Raw genomic sequence first — 17,857 nt, forward strand, 5'->3', positions numbered from 1 at the left:
AAATAAGACTTATTGTTTTTATTTCCCGAATCCAACTTGCTTCTGCTAGTGCATAACTAGTCGTTATCAAGTCGGTTTTTGAATATATACCAAGCTATTTTGGATTGGCAAAGATCTAGAGTTAACAGCAAACGCACACTTGACAGGCGCAAACGCTACATCTAGGAAATAATTAGGAAACAAAAATAAACCACAAAAACAACAATCGAACATAAATTATTGTAATATAAAGAATTACATGTTTTTTGTGAGATTCCTCATTATTCGTTATTCCTTTCTAAAACTGGCGGATAAATCGAAAAATCCTTAATAACGAAGTGATAACTCGGAATAACCTGTGAAAACAGCCAAATCTATCGGTGGAATCATAGATTGAAAAAATGGAAGTAAGTAAACAAGTGGTTATAGACGAGAACATGACGCAACAAAACCCAAACAACCCTCCACTACAATTCACAAGTTTAGGGTTTTAGCTCTAGCTTTGAATCAGCTTTTGAGAGTCAGATTTTTTATTCAATTTCGTTTATCAATCCTTGAAATCATCATGGCCTTCTTGACCCAAGTATCACCGGTGTCGCCCGCTCAATTGTCTTACAATTGTAAGATAAGTGCTGTTTTTGTCTGATTAACGGTATGATTACAGTCTTTAATAAAATCAATAATTTAATATTATTGTTACTCTTTAGACTGTGTTGCGTAATATAGTGATAGAGTTTTTTAATCAAACATATTTAGGAGCAAGGATTATGGCTAATGGTCGCGTTCTGCACACCATGCTAAGAGTGGGTGACCTCGATCGCTCAATTGAGTTTTACACTAAGGTCATGGGAATGAACCTACTGCGCACCAACGAAAACAGTGAGTACAAGTACACACTGGCGTTTGTCGGTTACGGTGATGAGTCTAGCGGTGCAGTGATTGAACTGACTTATAACTGGGGCACAACAGAATATGACTTGGGCTCAGCCTTTGGTCACATCGCCATCGGCGTTGATGATATCTACACCACCTGTGACGCCATCAAAGCCGATGGCGGCAACGTAACCCGTGAACCAGGCCCAGTAAAAGGCGGCACAACAGAGATCGCCTTTGTTAAAGACCCAGACGGTTACATGATCGAGCTGATCCAAAACCGCCAAGCGCAGGCTGGGATTGAGGGCTAACCAACTCAAAAAAGCCTGTATCGCAGGCTTTTTTAAGGGGCGGGGAGCGAGTTACACTTCGTTCCGGGGTTCGAGGATTTCGCCGCGCGTGGTCAATCTCCTCGCACCTCGAAGTGAAACGTCCCCGCTACTCGATACTGCTATAGATGTGTTCGCCCAAGCGAGATCACCACGCGGCGGTTTTTGTCGCGGCCGATTGGTGAGGTGTTGTCGGCGACTGGGCGTCGGTCTCCGTAGCCTTGTACTTGGATGCGATGCTCTGGTAGGCCTAAGGACTCGAAATAGTCACGTAGGACCTTGGCACGCTTGTCAGATAAGCTCTGGCTTACGCTTCGAGCCTCTTCAGTCCCGGTGTAGGTCGACACCAAGACTAGGTCGATATCTGGGTTATGACGAATATACTCTGCGATCTGCTCTAGGCGCTGCAGCGAGGCCTTGTTGAGATTAACGCTTTCACGATCGTAATGGAGAATGGTGAAGGCAATGTCCTCGAAGCTGTACGGCAATAAGTTGGCAACACAATCGCTGAAGACGGAAAATTTCGCCTTGAAACTGACGGGTGACAGCGCGACTTCGATACGCTGATCGCGACTCTGCCACTCCTGATAGCTAAAGGTTGGAAAGCGCCCTTTTTCCAGCTCACTTAATATCCCCCATGCGGCCTGACCGCCGATGTAGCCATCAAACTGCTGGTAAAATTGGACATTGGCTACACGATCAGCGCTGTCTCCCGGCTGCCAAGCGGCAGGCATTGATATCAGGCTCACATCGCGCGTCTCCCCCATTGGTCGGCGCATTTTGAGCTCAAAATCGAGGTTAATCCGCTTACTCGCCCGTGAAGAAAATTCCGCATCCCCATAACTTGGGATCGGGTGCACCATTCGGCACTCTAACGGTGTGTTGGCGATCATTTCCCATGTCGATTGCTCTGGGGTCGAACCATATTTTTTGGCGACGGCTTGCGCATCAAATGCCACGAATACCATCGTTGGCAACAACCAACCTAGAACTGACTTCATCGAAAAACCTTCACCTATACCTGCTAGCAACTAAAAGAGGCAAATCTTGCCGCTGTGAGAAATGATGCAATTTTCTCGCCATATTGTCCAACGCCTTAACAGATTATTGTCGAGGTCCCAGCCATGATAATCATACTGTTTCAAGCAAGCATTAAACCCCTCTCCTGAGCTTGTAACACGTCATCGCTTAACAAAATCGATTCAGAAATGCCTATTTTTCTGCAATAATGCAACGCCTTAATTTGCAGAACCAGATTGATATGAGTGTAGAAAACGAAGCATTGACGCTTAAAAAGCGCTTTAGAGGTTATTTTCCTGTGGTAATCGATGTAGAAACCGCAGGATTTAATGCCCAAACTGACGCCTTGCTTGAAATTTGCGCAGTCACCCTTCGCATGGATGAAGAGGGCAATCTACACCCTGCCTCGACGATTCACTTTCATGTCGAGCCATTTGAAGGGGCGAACCTGGAAAAAGAAGCGCTCGAGTTCAACGGTATTCGTGACCCTTTCAGCCCACTGCGTGGTGCTGTCAGTGAGGGTGAAGCACTCAGAGAGATCTATAAACTGGTTCGCAAAGAGCAAAAAGCGGCAGACTGTAGCCGTGCGATCATGGTTGCCCACAATGCCAATTTTGATCACAGCTTTGTTATGGCGGCCAGTGAACGCTGCAAATTAAAACGTGTCCCTTTTCATCCCTTTGCTACCTTTGATACAGCAGCGCTGAGTGGCCTTGCGTATGGCCAAACCGTGCTTGCCAAAGCGTGTAAAGTCGCGGGGATGGAATTTGACAACAAGGAAGCACACTCAGCCCTGTACGATACACAGAAAACTGCTGAGCTGTTCTGCGGCATCGTCAATAAGTGGAAAGCACTTGGCGGATGGCCAATCATTGAAGAAAAATAACACTACACGAGAATAATATGAACCCGGTTGTAATTTCAGTCTGTATCATGCTGCTGCTAGCATTGATGCGCGTTAATGTTGTCGTGGCATTAACCTTTAGTGCCATTGTCGGCGGTCTCATCGCGGGGATGGGTCTCAACGATACCGTGGCCGCATTTGAGAGCGGTCTTGGCGGTGGTGCGACAATCGCACTTAGCTATGCGATGCTCGGTGCCTTTGCCGTCGCTATCTCACGCTCAGGTCTGACGGACCTGCTGGCGCAAAGCGTGATCAAAAAAATTCATGGCAAAGAGCATGGTGCTGCCTCGATGGGGCTAAAGTATCTGGTTCTGATTGCTCTGGTTCTCGTCACCATGTCGTCACAGAATGTTGTGCCTGTGCATATTGCGTTCATTCCAATTTTGATCCCACCTCTGTTAGGCGTGTTTGCCAAGCTCAAGCTTGACCGCCGTTTGATCGCCTGTGTGCTGACCTTCGGTCTGGTTACGCCATACATGGTGTTGCCGATCGGCTTTGGTGGCATCTTCCTTAACAACATCCTGTTGACTAACCTGCACAACAACGGCCTTGAGGGCGTGACCGCGGCGCAAGTCCCTACCGCAATGTTGCTACCCGCTGCCGGTATGCTGTTTGGTCTACTGACTGCGATTTTCTTTAGCTACCGCAAACCACGCGAGTACCAAGAAACCGAGCTAACGCACGTAGAAGAAAACCCTGCTGCGATCGACAAAAAGAATATCTTTGTCGCGGTCCTCGCGATTGCTGCGACTTTGTCGGTGCAACTTTCAACTGGGTCTATGGTTATCGGTGCCCTAGCCGGCTTTATGGTCTTCACTTTCGGCGGTGTGATTGCTTGGAAAGACACTCAAGACGTGTTTACTCGTGGCGTGATGATGATGGCGATGATTGGCTTTATCATGATCGCGGCGGCTGGCTTTGCGGCGGTAATGAAGCAAACTGGTGGTGTCGAGACCTTGGTTGATGCGCTGTCCACCTCAATCGGTGACAACAAACCACTGGCAGCTCTGCTGATGCTAATCGTGGGTCTATTGGTGACCATGGGTATTGGCTCGTCGTTCTCTACCATTCCAATCATTGCCACTATCTATGTTCCGCTTGCGGCGGCATTTGGCTTCTCACCAATGGCCACCATCGCGCTAGTGGGTACGGCAGCAGCACTGGGTGATGCAGGCTCACCAGCCTCAGACTCAACGCTTGGCCCAACATCTGGCCTAAACGCCGACGGTCAACACGAGCACATCTGGGAAACCGTAGTTCCGACCTTCTTGCACTACAACCTGCCGTTGATTGCCTTTGGTTGGCTTGCGGCTATGACTCTGTAAATAAGGGGGCGGGGTTCTAGGGCGGGCTTTGCCCTACGGGGAGCGAGGAAAAGCAGAGGCGCGAAAAGCGTGCGCCACACTCCTCGATACTCGGAACGAAGTGATACCCGCACCTCGTACCTAAAAAAAGGCTTGGGTTTTCCCCAAGCCTTTTTTGATTTTACCAGCCGGTTACTTGGCGTAAAGCTGAGCCTATGTCGGCTAGGCTTTTGACGGTGCGCACGCCAGCGGATTCTAGGGCGGCGAACTTCTCGTCGGCGGTGCCTTTACCGCCTGAGATGATGGCGCCTGCGTGGCCCATGCGCTTGCCTGGAGGTGCGGTGACACCGGCAATGTAGGACACGACAGGTTTGGTGACGTTTTCTTTGATAAACGCAGCCGCATCTTCTTCGGCTGTGCCACCAATCTCACCGATCATCACGATGGCTTCAGTATTCGGATCGTCCTGGAACAGTTGCAGAATGTCGATAAAGTTTGACCCAGGAATTGGATCTCCGCCAATACCAACACAAGTTGACTGACCGAACCCTTCATCTGTGGTCTGCTTAACCGCTTCATAGGTCAGGGTGCCTGAGCGCGAAACGATGCCTACCTTACCCTTCTTATGAATGTGACCTGGCATAATACCAATCTTACATTCATCTGGGGTGATCACACCTGGGCAGTTTGGACCAATCATCTTGGTGCCAGTTTCCTCAAGCTTGACCTTGACATCAATCATATCCGTGGTTGGAATACCCTCGGTGATGGTGACAATCAGCTCGATACCCGCATCAATCGCTTCTAGGATTGCGTCTTTACAGAAAGGCGCTGGTACATAGATCACGGTGGCCGTGGCCCCTGTTACCTCAACCGCCTCACGTACGGTATTGAACACTGGCAAGCCTAGGTGCTCTTGTCCGCCTTTACCAGGAGACACACCACCGACTAATTGAGTTCCATAAGCCAGAGCTTGCTCTGAGTGGAATGTGCCCTGCCCGCCAGTAAATCCCTGGCAGATAACTTTGGTGTCTTTATTGATTAGTACTGACATTATTTACCCTCCGCAGCGGCAACCACTTTCTGTGCAGCGTCTGTAAGTGACTCTGCTGCGATAATATCTAGCCCTGATGTTGCAAGTACATCGCGACCAAGATCGGCATTGGTGCCTTCAAGGCGCACCACGACAGGTACGGTCACACCCACTTCTTTCACCGCGCCGATGATCCCCTCAGCAATCATGTCACAGCGCACGATGCCACCGAAGATATTCACCAAGACCGCTTTGACGTTGTCGTCAGACAGAATAATCTTAAACGCCTCCGCCACACGCTCTTTGGTCGCGCCACCACCAACATCAAGGAAGTTGGCAGGCTTACCGCCGTGCAAGTTAACGATATCCATGGTGCCCATGGCTAGGCCCGCGCCATTGACCATACAGCCGACATTTCCGTCTAGAGCGACATAGTTCAGCTCCCACTGCGCCGCGTGCGCCTCGCGCTCATCTTCTTGGCTAGGGTCATGCATTTCACGCAATTTAGGCTGACGGTAGAGGGCGTTAGAGTCGATGTTAATCTTGCCATCGAGACACAGAAGGTTACCTTCGCCGGTAATTACCAGTGGATTGATCTCTAGCAGGGCTAAGTCATACTGAGTAAACATCTGCGCAAGACCCATAAAGATTTTGACGAACTGTTTGATCTGATCGCCGGCTAGACCGAGCTTAAACGCTAGCTCACGTCCCTGATACGACTGAGGGCCGACTAACGGGTCAATCGCCGCTTTGTGGATCAACTCAGGCGTCTCTTCCGCCACCTTTTCAATCTCAACACCGCCTTCGGTCGATGCCATGAACACGATTTTACGTGTTGAGCGATCGACAACCGCACCGAGGTAGAGCTCGTTGGCAATATTAGAGGCTTCTTCAACAAGGATTTTCGATACTGGCTGGCCATTCGCGTCCGTTTGGTAAGTCACTAGGTTTTTTCCTAGCCACTTTTGCGCAAACTCTTTAACACCCTCTTTGGTATCGTGAAGTTCGACGCCGCCAGCTTTACCGCGACCACCAGCATGGACCTGACATTTGACCACTTTCTTGGGCGTGTTAATGCGACCGGCCGCCTCAAAGGCTTGCGAGGGCGTGTCGCACGCATAGCCTTCCGGTACAGGCAAACCGAATTCGGCAAACAGCTGTTTGGCTTGATATTCATGCAAGTTCATTTCGATATTCCGTTTGTTTTCCCTTTTACTAATGCAAGGGATTTATTATTTCCATAATGCCTTTCAAGGCATCTGTAGGGTCTTCTCAAATAAACTGCCGGATATCAACCAAGGCAGTTCAAGTGAAGGCCAAACGTCGAGCCAGTCTAGCCTTAGCTAAAAATAACGTCTAGCGACAGAGGGCTGCTAGACGTTTTAGCGATATTAAACGTCCAATAGCAGACGTGCTGGGTCCTCTAGTAGCTCCTTAATCGTCACTAGGAAGCCAACCGACTCTCGTCCGTCGATCAAACGGTGGTCATAAGAAAGCGCCAGATACATCATTGGCAGGATTTCCACTTGACCATTTACTGCCATTGGACGCTCTTGGATCTTGTGCATGCCCAAAATGGCCGATTGTGGTGGGTTAATGATTGGCGTTGACATCAGTGAACCAAATACCCCACCGTTGGTGATGGTAAAATTCCCCCCCATCAATTCATCCACGGTAAGCTTGCCATCGCGACCTTTGATAGCGAGCTCCTTAATGCCCTTTTCAATATCCGCAAAGCCCAGCGTGTCGCAGTCTTTCAGAACTGGCGTCACTAGACCACGCGGCGTTGATACCGCCATGCTGATATCGAAGTAGTTGTGATAAACAATATCGTCGCCATCGATAGAGGCATTGACCTCTGGGTAGCGCTTAAGCGCTTCAGTCACAGCCTTGACGTAGAACGACATAAAGCCAAGACGAATACCGTGACGCTCCTCGAACTGATCCTTGTACTGCTTACGCAAGTCCATGATCGGTTTCATGTTGACCTCATTAAATGTAGTCAGCATCGCGGTGTTGTTCTTGGCTTCAAGCAGTCGATTAGCAACGGTCTTACGCAGACGCGTCATCGCCACACGTTTTTCGCTGCGAGCGGCGGCTGGCGCTTCCTTGACTGCCACGGTTTCATCGGTATTCTCAACCGGTTGTGGACGAGCGAGGTAAGCTTCAATGTCTTCGCGGGTAATACGTCCACCGACGCCCGTACCCTTAACTTGACTTGCTTCCAGGCCGTGCTCAGCCAGTAAGCGGCGCACTGCAGGACTCAAAGCATCATTCGACTCTTCAGTGAGAGAAGCCTTGTGACGCTTGTCCGGTGATGACTCGGTCTCTTTGGTTGTATCTGTGGTTGGTTCACCCGCAATCACGCCAGCCTTTAATTTGGCAATGAGCTGCTTAGAGAAAACCGTCGCCCCCTCAGATTCGACGATAGCTTCAAGCACGCCTGCTTCTGGGGCCGGTACTTCCAAAACCACTTTATCGGTTTCGATGTCGACAAGAACCTCATCGCGCTCAACAACCTCGCCTGGTTGCTTATGCCAGGTTGCAACGGTTGCATCGGCGACTGATTCAGGTAAATCTGGAACCAGAATTTCAATTGTCATAATTATCTCTTCCTTTAATTTTCTAGTTCTTAATCCGAGGATTGCGAGCTGATGGTTAGCGCGTCATGAACCAGCGCTTTTTGTTGTTTCAGGTGCACAGACATGTAGCCTACCGCGGGTGACGCCGATGCCGGACGCCCTGCGTATTTCAAATCTGCCCCTGTCGGAATGGCCATCCGGAAATTATGCTGGCTACAGTACCAAGCCCCCTGGTTTTGCGGCTCTTCCTGACACCAAACAAAGTCTTCAACATTGGTATATGGCGCAATGGCCGCTTGTACTTCCGCCAATGGGAAGGGATAAAGCTGCTCAATACGGACAATGGCAACATCGTCTTGGTCATTGCTACGACGCTGCTCAAGTAAGTCGTAGTAGACCTTGCCAGAGCAGAACACCACGCGTTTGACTTTGCTTGCCTCAAGCGGGTCAATCTCAGCGATGGCGGCCTGGAAGGTACCCTGTGATAGCTCTTCAAGTGACGAGACACACAAGGGATGGCGCAGCAAGGATTTGGGTGACATTACCACCAAAGGTCGGCGCATTGGGCGCACTACCTGACGGCGGATCATGTGGTACACCTGAGCCGGCGTTGATGGCACTACTACTTGCATGTTCTGCTCAGCGCACAATTGCAGATAGCGCTCAAGACGCGCAGATGAGTGTTCTGGGCCTTGCCCCTCGTAGCCATGTGGCAACAACATCGTCAGACCACACAAGCGGGCCCACTTTTGCTCACCAGAGGAGATGAACTGATCGATCACGACTTGAGCACCATTGGCAAAATCACCAAACTGGGCTTCCCAGATCGTCAATCCGCCCGGCTCTGCGGTCGCATAACCATACTCAAACGCCAGCACCGCCTCTTCCGATAACACCGAGTCAAACACTTGGAATGGCCCTTGTTTGTCGTGAATATTGGCCAGCGGCATATAAGTGCTGGCATCGTCTTGGTTGTGCAAGACGGAGTGACGATGGAAGAAGGTACCGCGTCCCGAGTCCTGACCTGAGATACGAATGCGCTTGCCATCATCCACCAGCGTGGCGTAAGCCAGCGTTTCCGCCATCCCCCAATCGACCGGTTTCTCGCCAGCAATCATCGCCTTACGATCATTATAAAGTTTGTTTACCCGGCTCTGCAGCTTGTGACTTTCTGGGTATTGGCACAGGCGCTGACCCAGCTCATTAAGGCGCTCGGGATCGTATTGACTGTCCCACTCCTCATCCCAGTCGTGACCAATAAATGGTGACCAGTCGACCGAGTGCAGTGCCATCGGCCGCCACTCTTTCACCACCACCTCACCGCGATCCAGCGCATCGCGATATTCGTTAATCATCTGCGTAGCAAACTCAATGTCATACTCACCACGCTCGATCAACACATCCGCGTAGAGTTTACGCGGCGTAGGGTGCTTTTTAATCTTTTGGTACATCAATGGCTGAGTCGCATTAGGCTCATCAGCCTCGTTATGGCCATGGCGGCGATAACACACCAGATCAATCACCACGTCGCTGCGGAACTCGTTACGGTAGTCAAGCGCAATGCGAGTAACAAACGCCACCGCCTCTGGATCATCGGCGTTGACATGGAAGATAGGCGCCTGCACCATTTTAGCAATATCTGTGCAGTACATAGTCGAGCGCGTATCACGCGGATTCGACGTAGTAAAACCAACCTGGTTATTCACCACGATCCGCACTGTACCGCCAACCTGGAAGCCGCGCGCTTGAGACATGTTAAACGTCTCTGCCACCACACCCTGACCAGCGATTGCCGAGTCACCATGGATAGTGATAGGCAATACCGTGCTGCCATTTTTATCACCCAAGCGGTCCTGACGCGCCCGCACCGAGCCAATCACCACAGGATTGACAATCTCAAGGTGTGAAGGGTTAAACGCCAGCGCCAAATGCACGTCACCGGTTGGTGTTGCAAAGTCCGCCGAAAAACCTTGATGATACTTAACGTCACCCGTGCCCCAGGTTTCATCGTGTTTACCGGCAAACTCATCAAACAAGTCCTGCGGCTTTTTACCCAACACGTTAACCAGCATATTCAAGCGACCACGGTGCGCCATGCCAATCACTACCTCGCGCATGCCCGTCTTACCAGCATGACGGATCAGCTCTTTGGTCATTGGGATCAGCGCATCACCCCCTTCGAGCGAGAAGCGTTTCGCGCCGGGGAACTTAGCACCTAGGTAACGCTCAAGGCCTTCCGCTGCGGTGAGCTCTTCGAGGAAGGTCTGTTTTTCCTTGAGGCTAAACGAAGGCTGACCGACGACCGACTCCAAGCGCTGCTGAATCCAGCGTTTTTGTTCGGTGTTGGTCATGTGCATGTATTCAGCGCCAATCGAGCCACAGTAAATCTTGCGCAACCCATCATAGATATCGCGCAGCTTCATGGTCTCTTGACCTATCGCGAAGGAACCGACGTTGAACGTCTCTTCGAAGTCATCTTCAGTGAGGGTATGGAAGGCTGGGTCGAGCTCAGCCACAGGTGGGCGCAGCCACAGACCCAGAGGATCTAGAGCGGCGGCTTCGTGACCGCGAAAGCGGTACGCATTGATTAATTGTAGGACTTTTACTTGTTTCGCATCGACATCAGGATCACTAACTTGGACATTGTAATGCTTTGTCTCTTGGGCGAGCCGTCGGAAGTAGTCACGGACGCGTGAGTGAGGCTGTTCTGTCACCTCTTGCTTGAGGGCCGGGAGATCCTCAAAAACACGTTTCCACTCCTCACTTACCAGATCGGGATCACTGAGATACTGTTCGTAGATTTCCTCTACGTAAGTTGCATTGGCGCCAGCCAAGTGTGAAGACTCGAGCCATGCCTTCATCACGCCGTTGTGCATATTTTCCCTTAACCAGTAGTTTTCACGTTTGCTGCGGTCTTTGCCGAGCTTGTATGCCGATCCAATATAGGATCGGCAATTCTTATTAACACTATTAAATCGAACGATTGACCAGCATCGACTTGATATGGCCGATGGCTTTCGTTGGATTTAGCCCCTTAGGACAAACACTTACACAATTCATGATGCTATGGCAACGAAAAACGCTAAATGCGTCGTCGAGATCGGATAATCGTTCATCTGTTGCCGTGTCGCGACTGTCGATCAGCCATCGATACGCCGCTAATAAGCCTGCTGGCCCGATAAACTTATCCGGGTTCCACCAGAACGACGGACATGACGTCGTACAGCATGCACACATGATGCACTCATACAGGCCATCGAGATGAGCACGCTCATCCGGCGACTGCAGGTTCTCACGTGATGGCGGCTGCGCGCCCTCATCGACCAGAAATGGCTTCACCTTGGCATAGTTGTCATAGAACTGAGTCATGTCGACAATCAGGTCCCGCACCACCGGTAGGCCGGGAAGCGGTCGGATCACGATCTTGTCACCCTCAAGGGCCGACAATGGCGTAATACACGCAAGGCCATTTTTACCGTTCATGTTCAGGCCATCAGAGCCACAGACTCCCTCACGGCAGGAGCGGCGAAAAGCGATCGATGGGTCTTGCTCCTTAAGCTGGATCAGGGCATCAAGCACCATCATGTCTGAGCCTTCTTCAACCTCGAGCTCGTAGTCTTTCATAAAGGGTTTGCTATCAACATCAGGGTTGTAGCGGTACAAAGAGAAGTTAAGTTTCATCATCGGTCCTCCTCCTAGTATGTACGGGCTTTCGGTGGAAACGCCTCACGATAGACAGGCGCCATGTTGACATCACGCTTGCTCATCTGCTCAGAATCCGGGTTGTAGATAGAGTGGCATAGCCACTGGTCGTCGTTACGGTCCGGGAAGTCAAACCGGGCGTGAGCCCCACGGCTCTCCGTGCGATAGTTGGCCGCGACAGCCGTCGAGAACGCCGTTTCCATCAGATTATCCAGCTCCAAGCACTCGATACGCTGGGTGTTGAACTCCGAAGACTTGTCGGCAAGGTGGGCGTCTTTGAGGCGCTCACGGATCCCTTTGAGCTCCTCAAGACCGGTGGCCATTGCCTCACCCTCACGGAACACCGAGAAGCTGTTTTGCATGCAGGTCTGTAGGTCTTTGCGAATTTGTACCGGATCTTCACCGCTGGTGCTATTTTCCCAGCGCATGGTGCGCTCGAGTGAGGCTTCGATATCAGAAGCGGTTGCGGGGCGTGCTTCAGCTTGTGCCGCGAGCGTTTCGCCCAGATGCAGCCCAGTCGCGCGACCAAACACCACCAAATCAAGCAGTGAGTTACCGCCCAAGCGATTCGCACCATGCACGGAAACAGAAGCAATCTCGCCACAAGCAAACAGGCCTTGAACTTCAACATCTATGCCATCGTCGCCTTGCTTGATCGCTTGACCAGAGACTTGGGTCGGAACTCCGCCCATCATGTAGTGACAGGTAGGAATAACCGGAATTGGCTCTTTCACAGGGTCAACATGGGCGAAGGTGCGCGATAGCTCACAGATACCCGGCAGACGAGACTCAAGGACTTCTTTACCTAAGTGGTCAAGTTTGAGCTTAATGTGCGGGCCCCACGGACCATCGCAACCACGACCCTCACGGATCTCAATCATCATTGAGCGCGCGACCACATCACGACCCGCCAAGTCTTTAGCGTTCGGCGCGTAGCGCTCCATAAAGCGCTCACCATCTTTATTAAGCAGATACCCGCCCTCACCACGACAGCCCTCAGTAACCAGTACGCCCGCTCCGGCAATACCGGTTGGGTGGAACTGCCACATCTCCATGTCTTGCATTGGCACGCCTGCACGCAGCGCCATGCCGACCCCGTCACCGGTGTTGATGTGGGCATTAGTGGTTGAGGCGTATATGCGCCCTGCACCGCCGGTGGCCAGCACGGTTGCTTTTGATTTGAAGTAGCTGATTTCACCGCTTTCCATACAGATGGCGGTACACCCCATGATCGCGCCGTCTTGGTTTTTCACAAGGTCAAGCGCATACCACTCAGAAAAAATCGTGGTTTTGTGTTTGATGTTCTGCTGATAAAGGGTGTGCAGCAGAGCATGACCGGTGCGGTCAGCCGCGGCAGCGGTTCTCGCGGCTTGCTCGCCACCAAACTCTTTCGATTGACCGCCGAATGGGCGCTGATAGATGGTCCCATTGTCAAAGCGAGAGAAGGGTAAGCCCATTTTCTCCAGCTCTATCACCGAGGCAGGGCCGTTTTTACACATGTATTCAATCGCGTCTTGGTCCCCGATGTAATCAGACCCTTTAACGGTATCGTACATATGCCACTGCCAATCGTCTTTGTGCGAGTTGCCAAGCGCCACGGTAATGCCGCCTTGGGCGGATACCGTGTGCGAGCGAGTGGGAAAAACTTTAGATAGCAAGGCACAGCTTAGCCCCTGCTCTGATATTTGTAGTGCAGCGCGCATCCCTGCACCACCAGCGCCGATCACGACGGCGTCAAACTCTCTAACTGGAATAGTCACTTATGCACCCCACAAAATAAACAGACCCGAGAATAGGTAACCAAGTAGCACGGCAATCACGCCGAGCTGCAGACCACCACGCAGCATTGCATTCTTAATATAATCAGTCAGCACCTGCCATAACCCTATCCACGCATGGATCAAAATGCTGAGCAGTGCCAGCATAGTGAAAACCCTGGTAAAGGTGCCTGAAAAGAACTGCGTCCAATCGAGATAAGAAATATCGCCGGAAAACATAAAAAACGCGACGAGGTAGAGTGTGTATAAGGTCATAATGATCGCGGAGGCACGAATCAAGAGAAAATCGTGCACCCCGTTACGACCGACGGAAGAAACGTGTTTTACCATACCAATACTCCTGCTAGGAGCGAGAGCACGCCAGTCACAACAAACGCCACCTTGGCAGTCATCGCGCCGGCCTCCAGCTCCTCAAAGTAGCCTAAATCCATGACTAAATGTCGAATACCACCTACGATGTGATAGGCCAAAGCGGTCAAAATGCCCCACAGGCACACTTTTACCAAAAAGCCGTCTACAATGTTGGTGGCTTGCATGAATCCATTGGGGGATTGTAAGGATATGGAAAGCAGCCATAGCAATATCCCTACCGCGACAAAGGTAATCACTCCTGAGACTCGGTGTAAGATCGAAGCGATTGCGGTAATGGGGAAGCGTATAGTCTGCAAGTCTAAATTAACTGGTCTTGACTTTTTTTCTTTCACGGGCTTGCTCACTTTGCTCTGTTGTCTAAGCTTTTTTTCGAAATCTTATAATTTCGAACGCTAGAGCCCTAAAATTCACATTTTTAAAACAAACACCCCTCTTCGTGGGTTAAATTTTTATGTCAAATCGGTGATTTTTAGTTCAAGGCGCGAATTATATCTTCGCTTATCGCCTTGAATTGTATGGGCTAAGGTTAAATCAACGTCGTAAATATACGACCTGTAACATTGTAATACAATTGATGTAACAATTTTTGCTACCTGGCACATATTTTTAACCATATCGTTATGAAAAAGCGTAACAAGTGCACACAACACAGGAGAAAAATTGACTTTACCGCTCAAGACACGTAAAAAAATGGCACACAAACATCCTGGATGGATTAAAAAATAAACAAAGGAGATTGTTATGGCGGATAAGAATGCGATCCTTCATATTGAGGGAAAAGCACCAATCGAACTGCCGATTATGGACGGGTCTATCGGTCCACAGGTCGTCGATGTTCGTAAGTTGGGAGCCAGCGGATACTTCACGTTCGACCCAGGCTTTCTTGCCACTGCATCCTGTGAATCTCAGATAACCTACATCGATGGCGGCAAAGGCGTGCTGCTCCACCGTGGGTTCCCAATCGATCAGCTCGCTAACAATGCTGATTACCTCGAGGTTTGTTATATTCTTCTCTACGGCGAAGCACCGACTCGCCAACAATACGAACAGTTCAAAACCACCGTCACACGTCACACCATGGTGCATGAGCAAATCGCGAGCTTCTTCCACGGCTTCCGTCGTGATGCGCACCCAATGGCCGTCATGTGTGGTGTGGTTGGCGCACTGGCTGCGTTCTACCACGACTCTCTTGACGTCAACAATGATGAGCACCGTGAAATTGCGGCGTTCCGCCTGATTTCAAAAATGCCGACCTTGGCGGCAATGTGTTACAAATACTCGGTGGGACAACCTTTCATCTACCCACGCAACGACTTGACCTATGCAGAGAACTTCCTGCATATGATGTTTGCCAACCCGTGTGAAGAGTACGAAGTTAACCCAGTGGTTGCTCGTGCAATGGACAAGATCTTCACCCTGCACGCAGACCACGAACAAAACGCGTCAACCTCGACTGTCCGTCTTGCCGGCTCATCGGGCGCTAACCCGTTCGCCTGTATCGCTGCAGGTATCGCTTCGCTGTGGGGCCCAGCTCATGGTGGTGCTAACGAGGCATGTTTGCGCATGCTTGAGCAAATTGGCAGCGTCGATATGATCCCTGAGTACGTTGAGCGTGCCAAAGACAAAGACGATCCGTTCCGTCTGATGGGCTTTGGTCACCGTGTGTACAAGAACTACGACCCACGCGCAACGGTAATGCGTGAGGCGTGCCATGAAGTGCTTAGCGAGCTAAACATTAAAGACCCGCTGCTAGAAGTGGCGATGGAGCTAGAGCGCATTGCGCTGTCTGATGAGTACTTCGTCGACAAGAAACTCTACCCGAACGTCGACTTCTACTCAGGCATCATCCTCAAAGCGATCGGTATCCCTGTCTCAATGTTCACTGTGATCTTCGCCATGTCACGCACCATCGGCTGGATCGCCCACTGGAACGAGATGCACAGCGACCCAGAAAACCGCATCGGCCGCCCACGCCAGCTCTACACTGGTCAAGAGCAACGCGAATTCGCACCAATCCACGAACGCGAATAATAAATAAAGGGGCGAGGTTCGGGGACGGGCTTTGCCCTACGGGGAGCGAGGATATCGGCGCGAGTGGTTAATCACGCGCACTGTTTTTAAGCTCTCACTAATGATTAAAAAGGCTTGAACGATGTTCAAGCCTTTTTTGTTAAGTTGGGAGCGACAACATCATCACGTAAGATGAACTCCTCGCTCCTCGGAACGAAGTGAAACCCGCTCCCCGCCCCTGTTTTTACACAGGATTGTCGATATCCACAAACGTCACATCCAACCCATGCTCACGCGTCAACCACTCGCCGAGCGCCTTAATACCATAACGCTCGGTGGCGTGGTGGCCTGCGGCGAAGTAGTGAATGTCCATCTCGCGCGCGGTGTAGGTGGTGCGCTCTGAGATCTCGCCAGAGATGAATGCATCGAGGCCGTGTTGTACGGCGAGTTCGATAAAGTCCTGACCGCCACCGGTACACCAACCGACTGTTTCGATCATCTTGTCTTGATTCTCTGGGGCGATATGCAGTGGAGCACGGTCAAGCACCTTGTTGATACGCTCGGCAAATTCAGCGCCACTCAGTGGCTGTTTCAGACGGCCAAACAAGGCAACGGATTGAGGGTGCCCCTCAAGACCACCCTCGATCTCAATCTCAAGTAGTCGCGCGAGCTCTGCGTTATTACCCAGCTCAGGGTGGATATCCAGTGGAAGGTGGTAACCGTACAAATTGACATCATTTTTGATTAAAGTGCGAATACGCTTGCCCTTCATCCCGCGGATCGGCTCAGGCTCACCCTTCCAGAAATAGCCGTGATGAACCAGCAGGGCATCGGCTTGCAGCTCGATGGCTTTATCGATCAACGCCTGAGAAGCGGTGACACCCGTGACAACGCGTTTGATCTGGGCGCTGCCCTCTACTTGAAGGCCATTTGGTGCGTAGTCTTTAATCAGCTGAGGTGACAGCTTTTGATTGAGTATTTTTTCTAGCTCGAGATTGTTCATTATCCAGGTTCCATTACTCTGCTTTTGGCAAAGTGTATTCGAAGCCGTATAGTGATGCTAGTGATGTTGCCCATACCAAGGCACAAGGAGTGACAATGAGTGACTTGCAACGCTTTTATAACTGGATTGGCCGCGCGCCCTCACTGTTTCAGCTGCGTGAACCTATGGTGGACTTGCAACACCTACCTCATACTCACCACCCACTTGAGCCCTACCAAGGCAACTCACGCCTGGGCTTTCTCTACCAACACCTGTGTACCGAGCAACTCACCCACAGCAATCGCTATCAGCTCGAGCTGCAAGAGGTGCAAATCCAAGCACCAACCGGACAAACCATAGGTGCCATCGACCTCATCGTGCGCGACACTCAGCTCAATCAATTTGAACACTGGGAGGTGGCAATCAAGTTCTACTTACTCCACCAGTCGCTATGGTACGGGCCAAATGCACGCGATCGCCTCGACAAAAAACTCAAACGCATGCTCTCGCATCAACTCGCCATGAGCAGCACCGATATTTTCTGCGCGCGCTACCCTCACCTAACCGACATCACCGAGCGACTCCTGATCCAAGGCCGGCTCTACATCAACCCATTCGAGCCAGAAACCATCCCCAAACACTGCCTAGGCTACGAGCTCAATCCAAGCCAAATCAAAGGCTTTTGGTGCTATCAACACCAATTCCACCAGATAGACCAACCACTATACCGCCTAGAAAAGCCTCTATGGGCCTGTGGCCGCACTGATTTCACTCAGCCTATAAATCACCCTACAGGACGCTTTACTCACGCTCAGACGCGCGATGGGGTGTTTTGGTTTATTGTGCGGGATTGCTGGCCTAACGACCGCTGAGAAGCGAGAAGCGAGAAGCGAGAAGCGAGAAGCGAGAAGCGAGAAGCGAGAAGCGAGAAGCGAGAAGCGAGAAGCGAGAAGCGAGAAGCGAGAAGCGAGAAGCGAGAAGCGAGAAGC

15 protein-coding genes are annotated in these 17,857 nt (G+C 51.0%); 5 read left to right on the plus strand and 10 right to left on the minus strand.

What is annotated here, in order from left to right:
* The first annotated feature begins 746 nt into the window (after positions 1-746).
* Positions 747-1,163 carry a lactoylglutathione lyase gene (gene gloA, locus ACSTTG_RS20750; RefSeq protein WP_438457628.1) on the plus strand — a complete coding sequence of 139 codons (417 nt, stop codon included), beginning with the start codon at positions 747-749 and terminating at the stop codon, positions 1,161-1,163.
* 140 nt (positions 1,164-1,303) lie between these two features.
* Here the strand turns inward: gloA and motY are convergent, their stop codons facing one another.
* Positions 1,304-2,182, minus strand: coding sequence for a flagellar protein MotY (gene motY, locus ACSTTG_RS20755; protein ID WP_438476096.1), 879 nt, complete (start codon positions 2,180-2,182; stop codon positions 1,304-1,306).
* Between the two features lie 260 nt (positions 2,183-2,442).
* Between motY and rnt the strand changes: the two genes are divergently transcribed.
* Positions 2,443-3,087, plus strand: a complete 645-nt coding sequence (gene rnt, locus ACSTTG_RS20760; protein WP_438457626.1) for a ribonuclease T — start codon at positions 2,443-2,445, stop codon at positions 3,085-3,087.
* Between the two features lie 17 nt (positions 3,088-3,104).
* Complete coding sequence (locus ACSTTG_RS20765; RefSeq protein WP_438476098.1) at positions 3,105-4,430, plus strand: Na+/H+ antiporter family protein; 1,326 nt, start codon at positions 3,105-3,107, stop codon at positions 4,428-4,430.
* A 160-nt stretch (positions 4,431-4,590) separates the two neighbouring features.
* Here ACSTTG_RS20765 and sucD read toward each other — a convergent pair whose 3' ends face one another.
* From sucD to sdhC, 8 genes are all read right to left on the minus strand, one after another.
* The gene (gene sucD, locus ACSTTG_RS20770; RefSeq protein ID WP_438476100.1) at positions 4,591-5,463 is read right to left on the minus strand and encodes a succinate--CoA ligase subunit alpha; all 873 of its coding nucleotides are present in this window, start codon (positions 5,461-5,463) and stop codon (positions 4,591-4,593) included.
* Positions 5,463-6,629 (minus strand): ADP-forming succinate--CoA ligase subunit beta, encoded by a 1,167-nt coding sequence (gene sucC, locus ACSTTG_RS20775; protein WP_438457623.1) that lies wholly within the window; start codon positions 6,627-6,629, stop codon positions 5,463-5,465. Before sucC ends, sucD begins: the two co-directional genes overlap by 1 nt.
* 204 nt (positions 6,630-6,833) lie before the next feature.
* Positions 6,834-8,045, minus strand: coding sequence for a 2-oxoglutarate dehydrogenase complex dihydrolipoyllysine-residue succinyltransferase (odhB, locus tag ACSTTG_RS20780; RefSeq protein WP_438476102.1), 1,212 nt, complete (start codon positions 8,043-8,045; stop codon positions 6,834-6,836).
* Positions 8,046-8,074: 29 nt separating this feature from the next.
* Entirely contained in the window at positions 8,075-10,900 is a 2,826-nt protein-coding gene (gene sucA / locus ACSTTG_RS20785; RefSeq protein WP_438476104.1) for a 2-oxoglutarate dehydrogenase E1 component, read from the minus strand.
* Positions 10,901-10,994: 94 nt separating this feature from the next.
* The gene (locus ACSTTG_RS20790) at positions 10,995-11,705 is read right to left on the minus strand and encodes a succinate dehydrogenase iron-sulfur subunit (protein ID WP_438476111.1); all 711 of its coding nucleotides are present in this window, start codon (positions 11,703-11,705) and stop codon (positions 10,995-10,997) included.
* 14 nt (positions 11,706-11,719) lie between these two features.
* The gene (gene sdhA / locus ACSTTG_RS20795) at positions 11,720-13,486 is read right to left on the minus strand and encodes a succinate dehydrogenase flavoprotein subunit (RefSeq protein WP_438457620.1); all 1,767 of its coding nucleotides are present in this window, start codon (positions 13,484-13,486) and stop codon (positions 11,720-11,722) included.
* Positions 13,487-13,834 carry a succinate dehydrogenase, hydrophobic membrane anchor protein gene (gene sdhD, locus ACSTTG_RS20800; protein WP_438476106.1) on the minus strand — a complete coding sequence of 116 codons (348 nt, stop codon included), beginning with the start codon at positions 13,832-13,834 and terminating at the stop codon, positions 13,487-13,489. It lies immediately after the preceding gene.
* A complete protein-coding gene (gene sdhC / locus ACSTTG_RS20805) occupies positions 13,828-14,220 on the minus strand; it encodes a succinate dehydrogenase cytochrome b556 subunit (protein ID WP_438457618.1) in 393 nt (130 codons plus the stop codon). Before sdhC ends, sdhD begins: the two co-directional genes overlap by 7 nt.
* A gap of 397 nt (positions 14,221-14,617) precedes the next feature.
* On the opposite strand from sdhC, the gene ACSTTG_RS20810 reads away from it, so the two are divergent.
* Positions 14,618-15,907: a citrate synthase gene (locus ACSTTG_RS20810; RefSeq protein WP_438457617.1), complete on the plus strand. Its 1,290-nt coding sequence runs from the start codon at positions 14,618-14,620 to the stop codon at positions 15,905-15,907.
* Positions 15,908-16,130: 223 nt separating this feature from the next.
* Here the strand turns inward: ACSTTG_RS20810 and ACSTTG_RS20815 are convergent, their stop codons facing one another.
* The gene (locus tag ACSTTG_RS20815) at positions 16,131-16,889 is read right to left on the minus strand and encodes a Nif3-like dinuclear metal center hexameric protein (protein WP_438476107.1); all 759 of its coding nucleotides are present in this window, start codon (positions 16,887-16,889) and stop codon (positions 16,131-16,133) included.
* Between the two features lie 95 nt (positions 16,890-16,984).
* On the opposite strand from ACSTTG_RS20815, the gene ACSTTG_RS20820 reads away from it, so the two are divergent.
* On the plus strand, positions 16,985-17,740 hold the full coding sequence (locus ACSTTG_RS20820; RefSeq protein ID WP_438476108.1) for a DUF1853 family protein: 756 nt from the start codon (positions 16,985-16,987) through the stop codon (positions 17,738-17,740).
* Positions 17,741-17,857 lie beyond the last annotated feature (117 nt).

Source organism: Vibrio glycogenivorans, from assembly GCF_051660965.1.
In the GTDB taxonomy this organism is placed as follows: Bacteria; Pseudomonadota; Gammaproteobacteria; order Enterobacterales; family Vibrionaceae; genus Vibrio.

Excerpts from the sequence above, each read along its gene's own strand:
- gloA (WP_438457628.1), top strand. The coding sequence starts at position 747 with ATGGCTAATGGTCGCGTTCTGCACACCATGCTAAGAGTGGGTGACCTC.
- motY (WP_438476096.1), bottom strand. The coding sequence starts at position 2,182 with ATGAAGTCAGTTCTAGGTTGGTTGTTGCCAACGATGGTATTCGTGGCA.
- rnt (WP_438457626.1), top strand. The coding sequence starts at position 2,443 with ATGAGTGTAGAAAACGAAGCATTGACGCTTAAAAAGCGCTTTAGAGGT.
- ACSTTG_RS20765 (WP_438476098.1), top strand. The coding sequence starts at position 3,105 with ATGAACCCGGTTGTAATTTCAGTCTGTATCATGCTGCTGCTAGCATTG.
- sucD (WP_438476100.1), bottom strand. The coding sequence starts at position 5,463 with ATGTCAGTACTAATCAATAAAGACACCAAAGTTATCTGCCAGGGATTT.
- sucC (WP_438457623.1), bottom strand. The coding sequence starts at position 6,629 with ATGAACTTGCATGAATATCAAGCCAAACAGCTGTTTGCCGAATTCGGT.
- odhB (WP_438476102.1), bottom strand. The coding sequence starts at position 8,045 with ATGACAATTGAAATTCTGGTTCCAGATTTACCTGAATCAGTCGCCGAT.
- sucA (WP_438476104.1), bottom strand. The coding sequence starts at position 10,900 with ATGCACAACGGCGTGATGAAGGCATGGCTCGAGTCTTCACACTTGGCT.
- ACSTTG_RS20790 (WP_438476111.1), bottom strand. The coding sequence starts at position 11,705 with ATGAAACTTAACTTCTCTTTGTACCGCTACAACCCTGATGTTGATAGC.
- sdhD (WP_438476106.1), bottom strand. The coding sequence starts at position 13,834 with ATGGTAAAACACGTTTCTTCCGTCGGTCGTAACGGGGTGCACGATTTT.
- ACSTTG_RS20810 (WP_438457617.1), top strand. The coding sequence starts at position 14,618 with ATGGCGGATAAGAATGCGATCCTTCATATTGAGGGAAAAGCACCAATC.
- ACSTTG_RS20815 (WP_438476107.1), bottom strand. The coding sequence starts at position 16,889 with ATGAACAATCTCGAGCTAGAAAAAATACTCAATCAAAAGCTGTCACCT.
- ACSTTG_RS20820 (WP_438476108.1), top strand. The coding sequence starts at position 16,985 with ATGAGTGACTTGCAACGCTTTTATAACTGGATTGGCCGCGCGCCCTCA.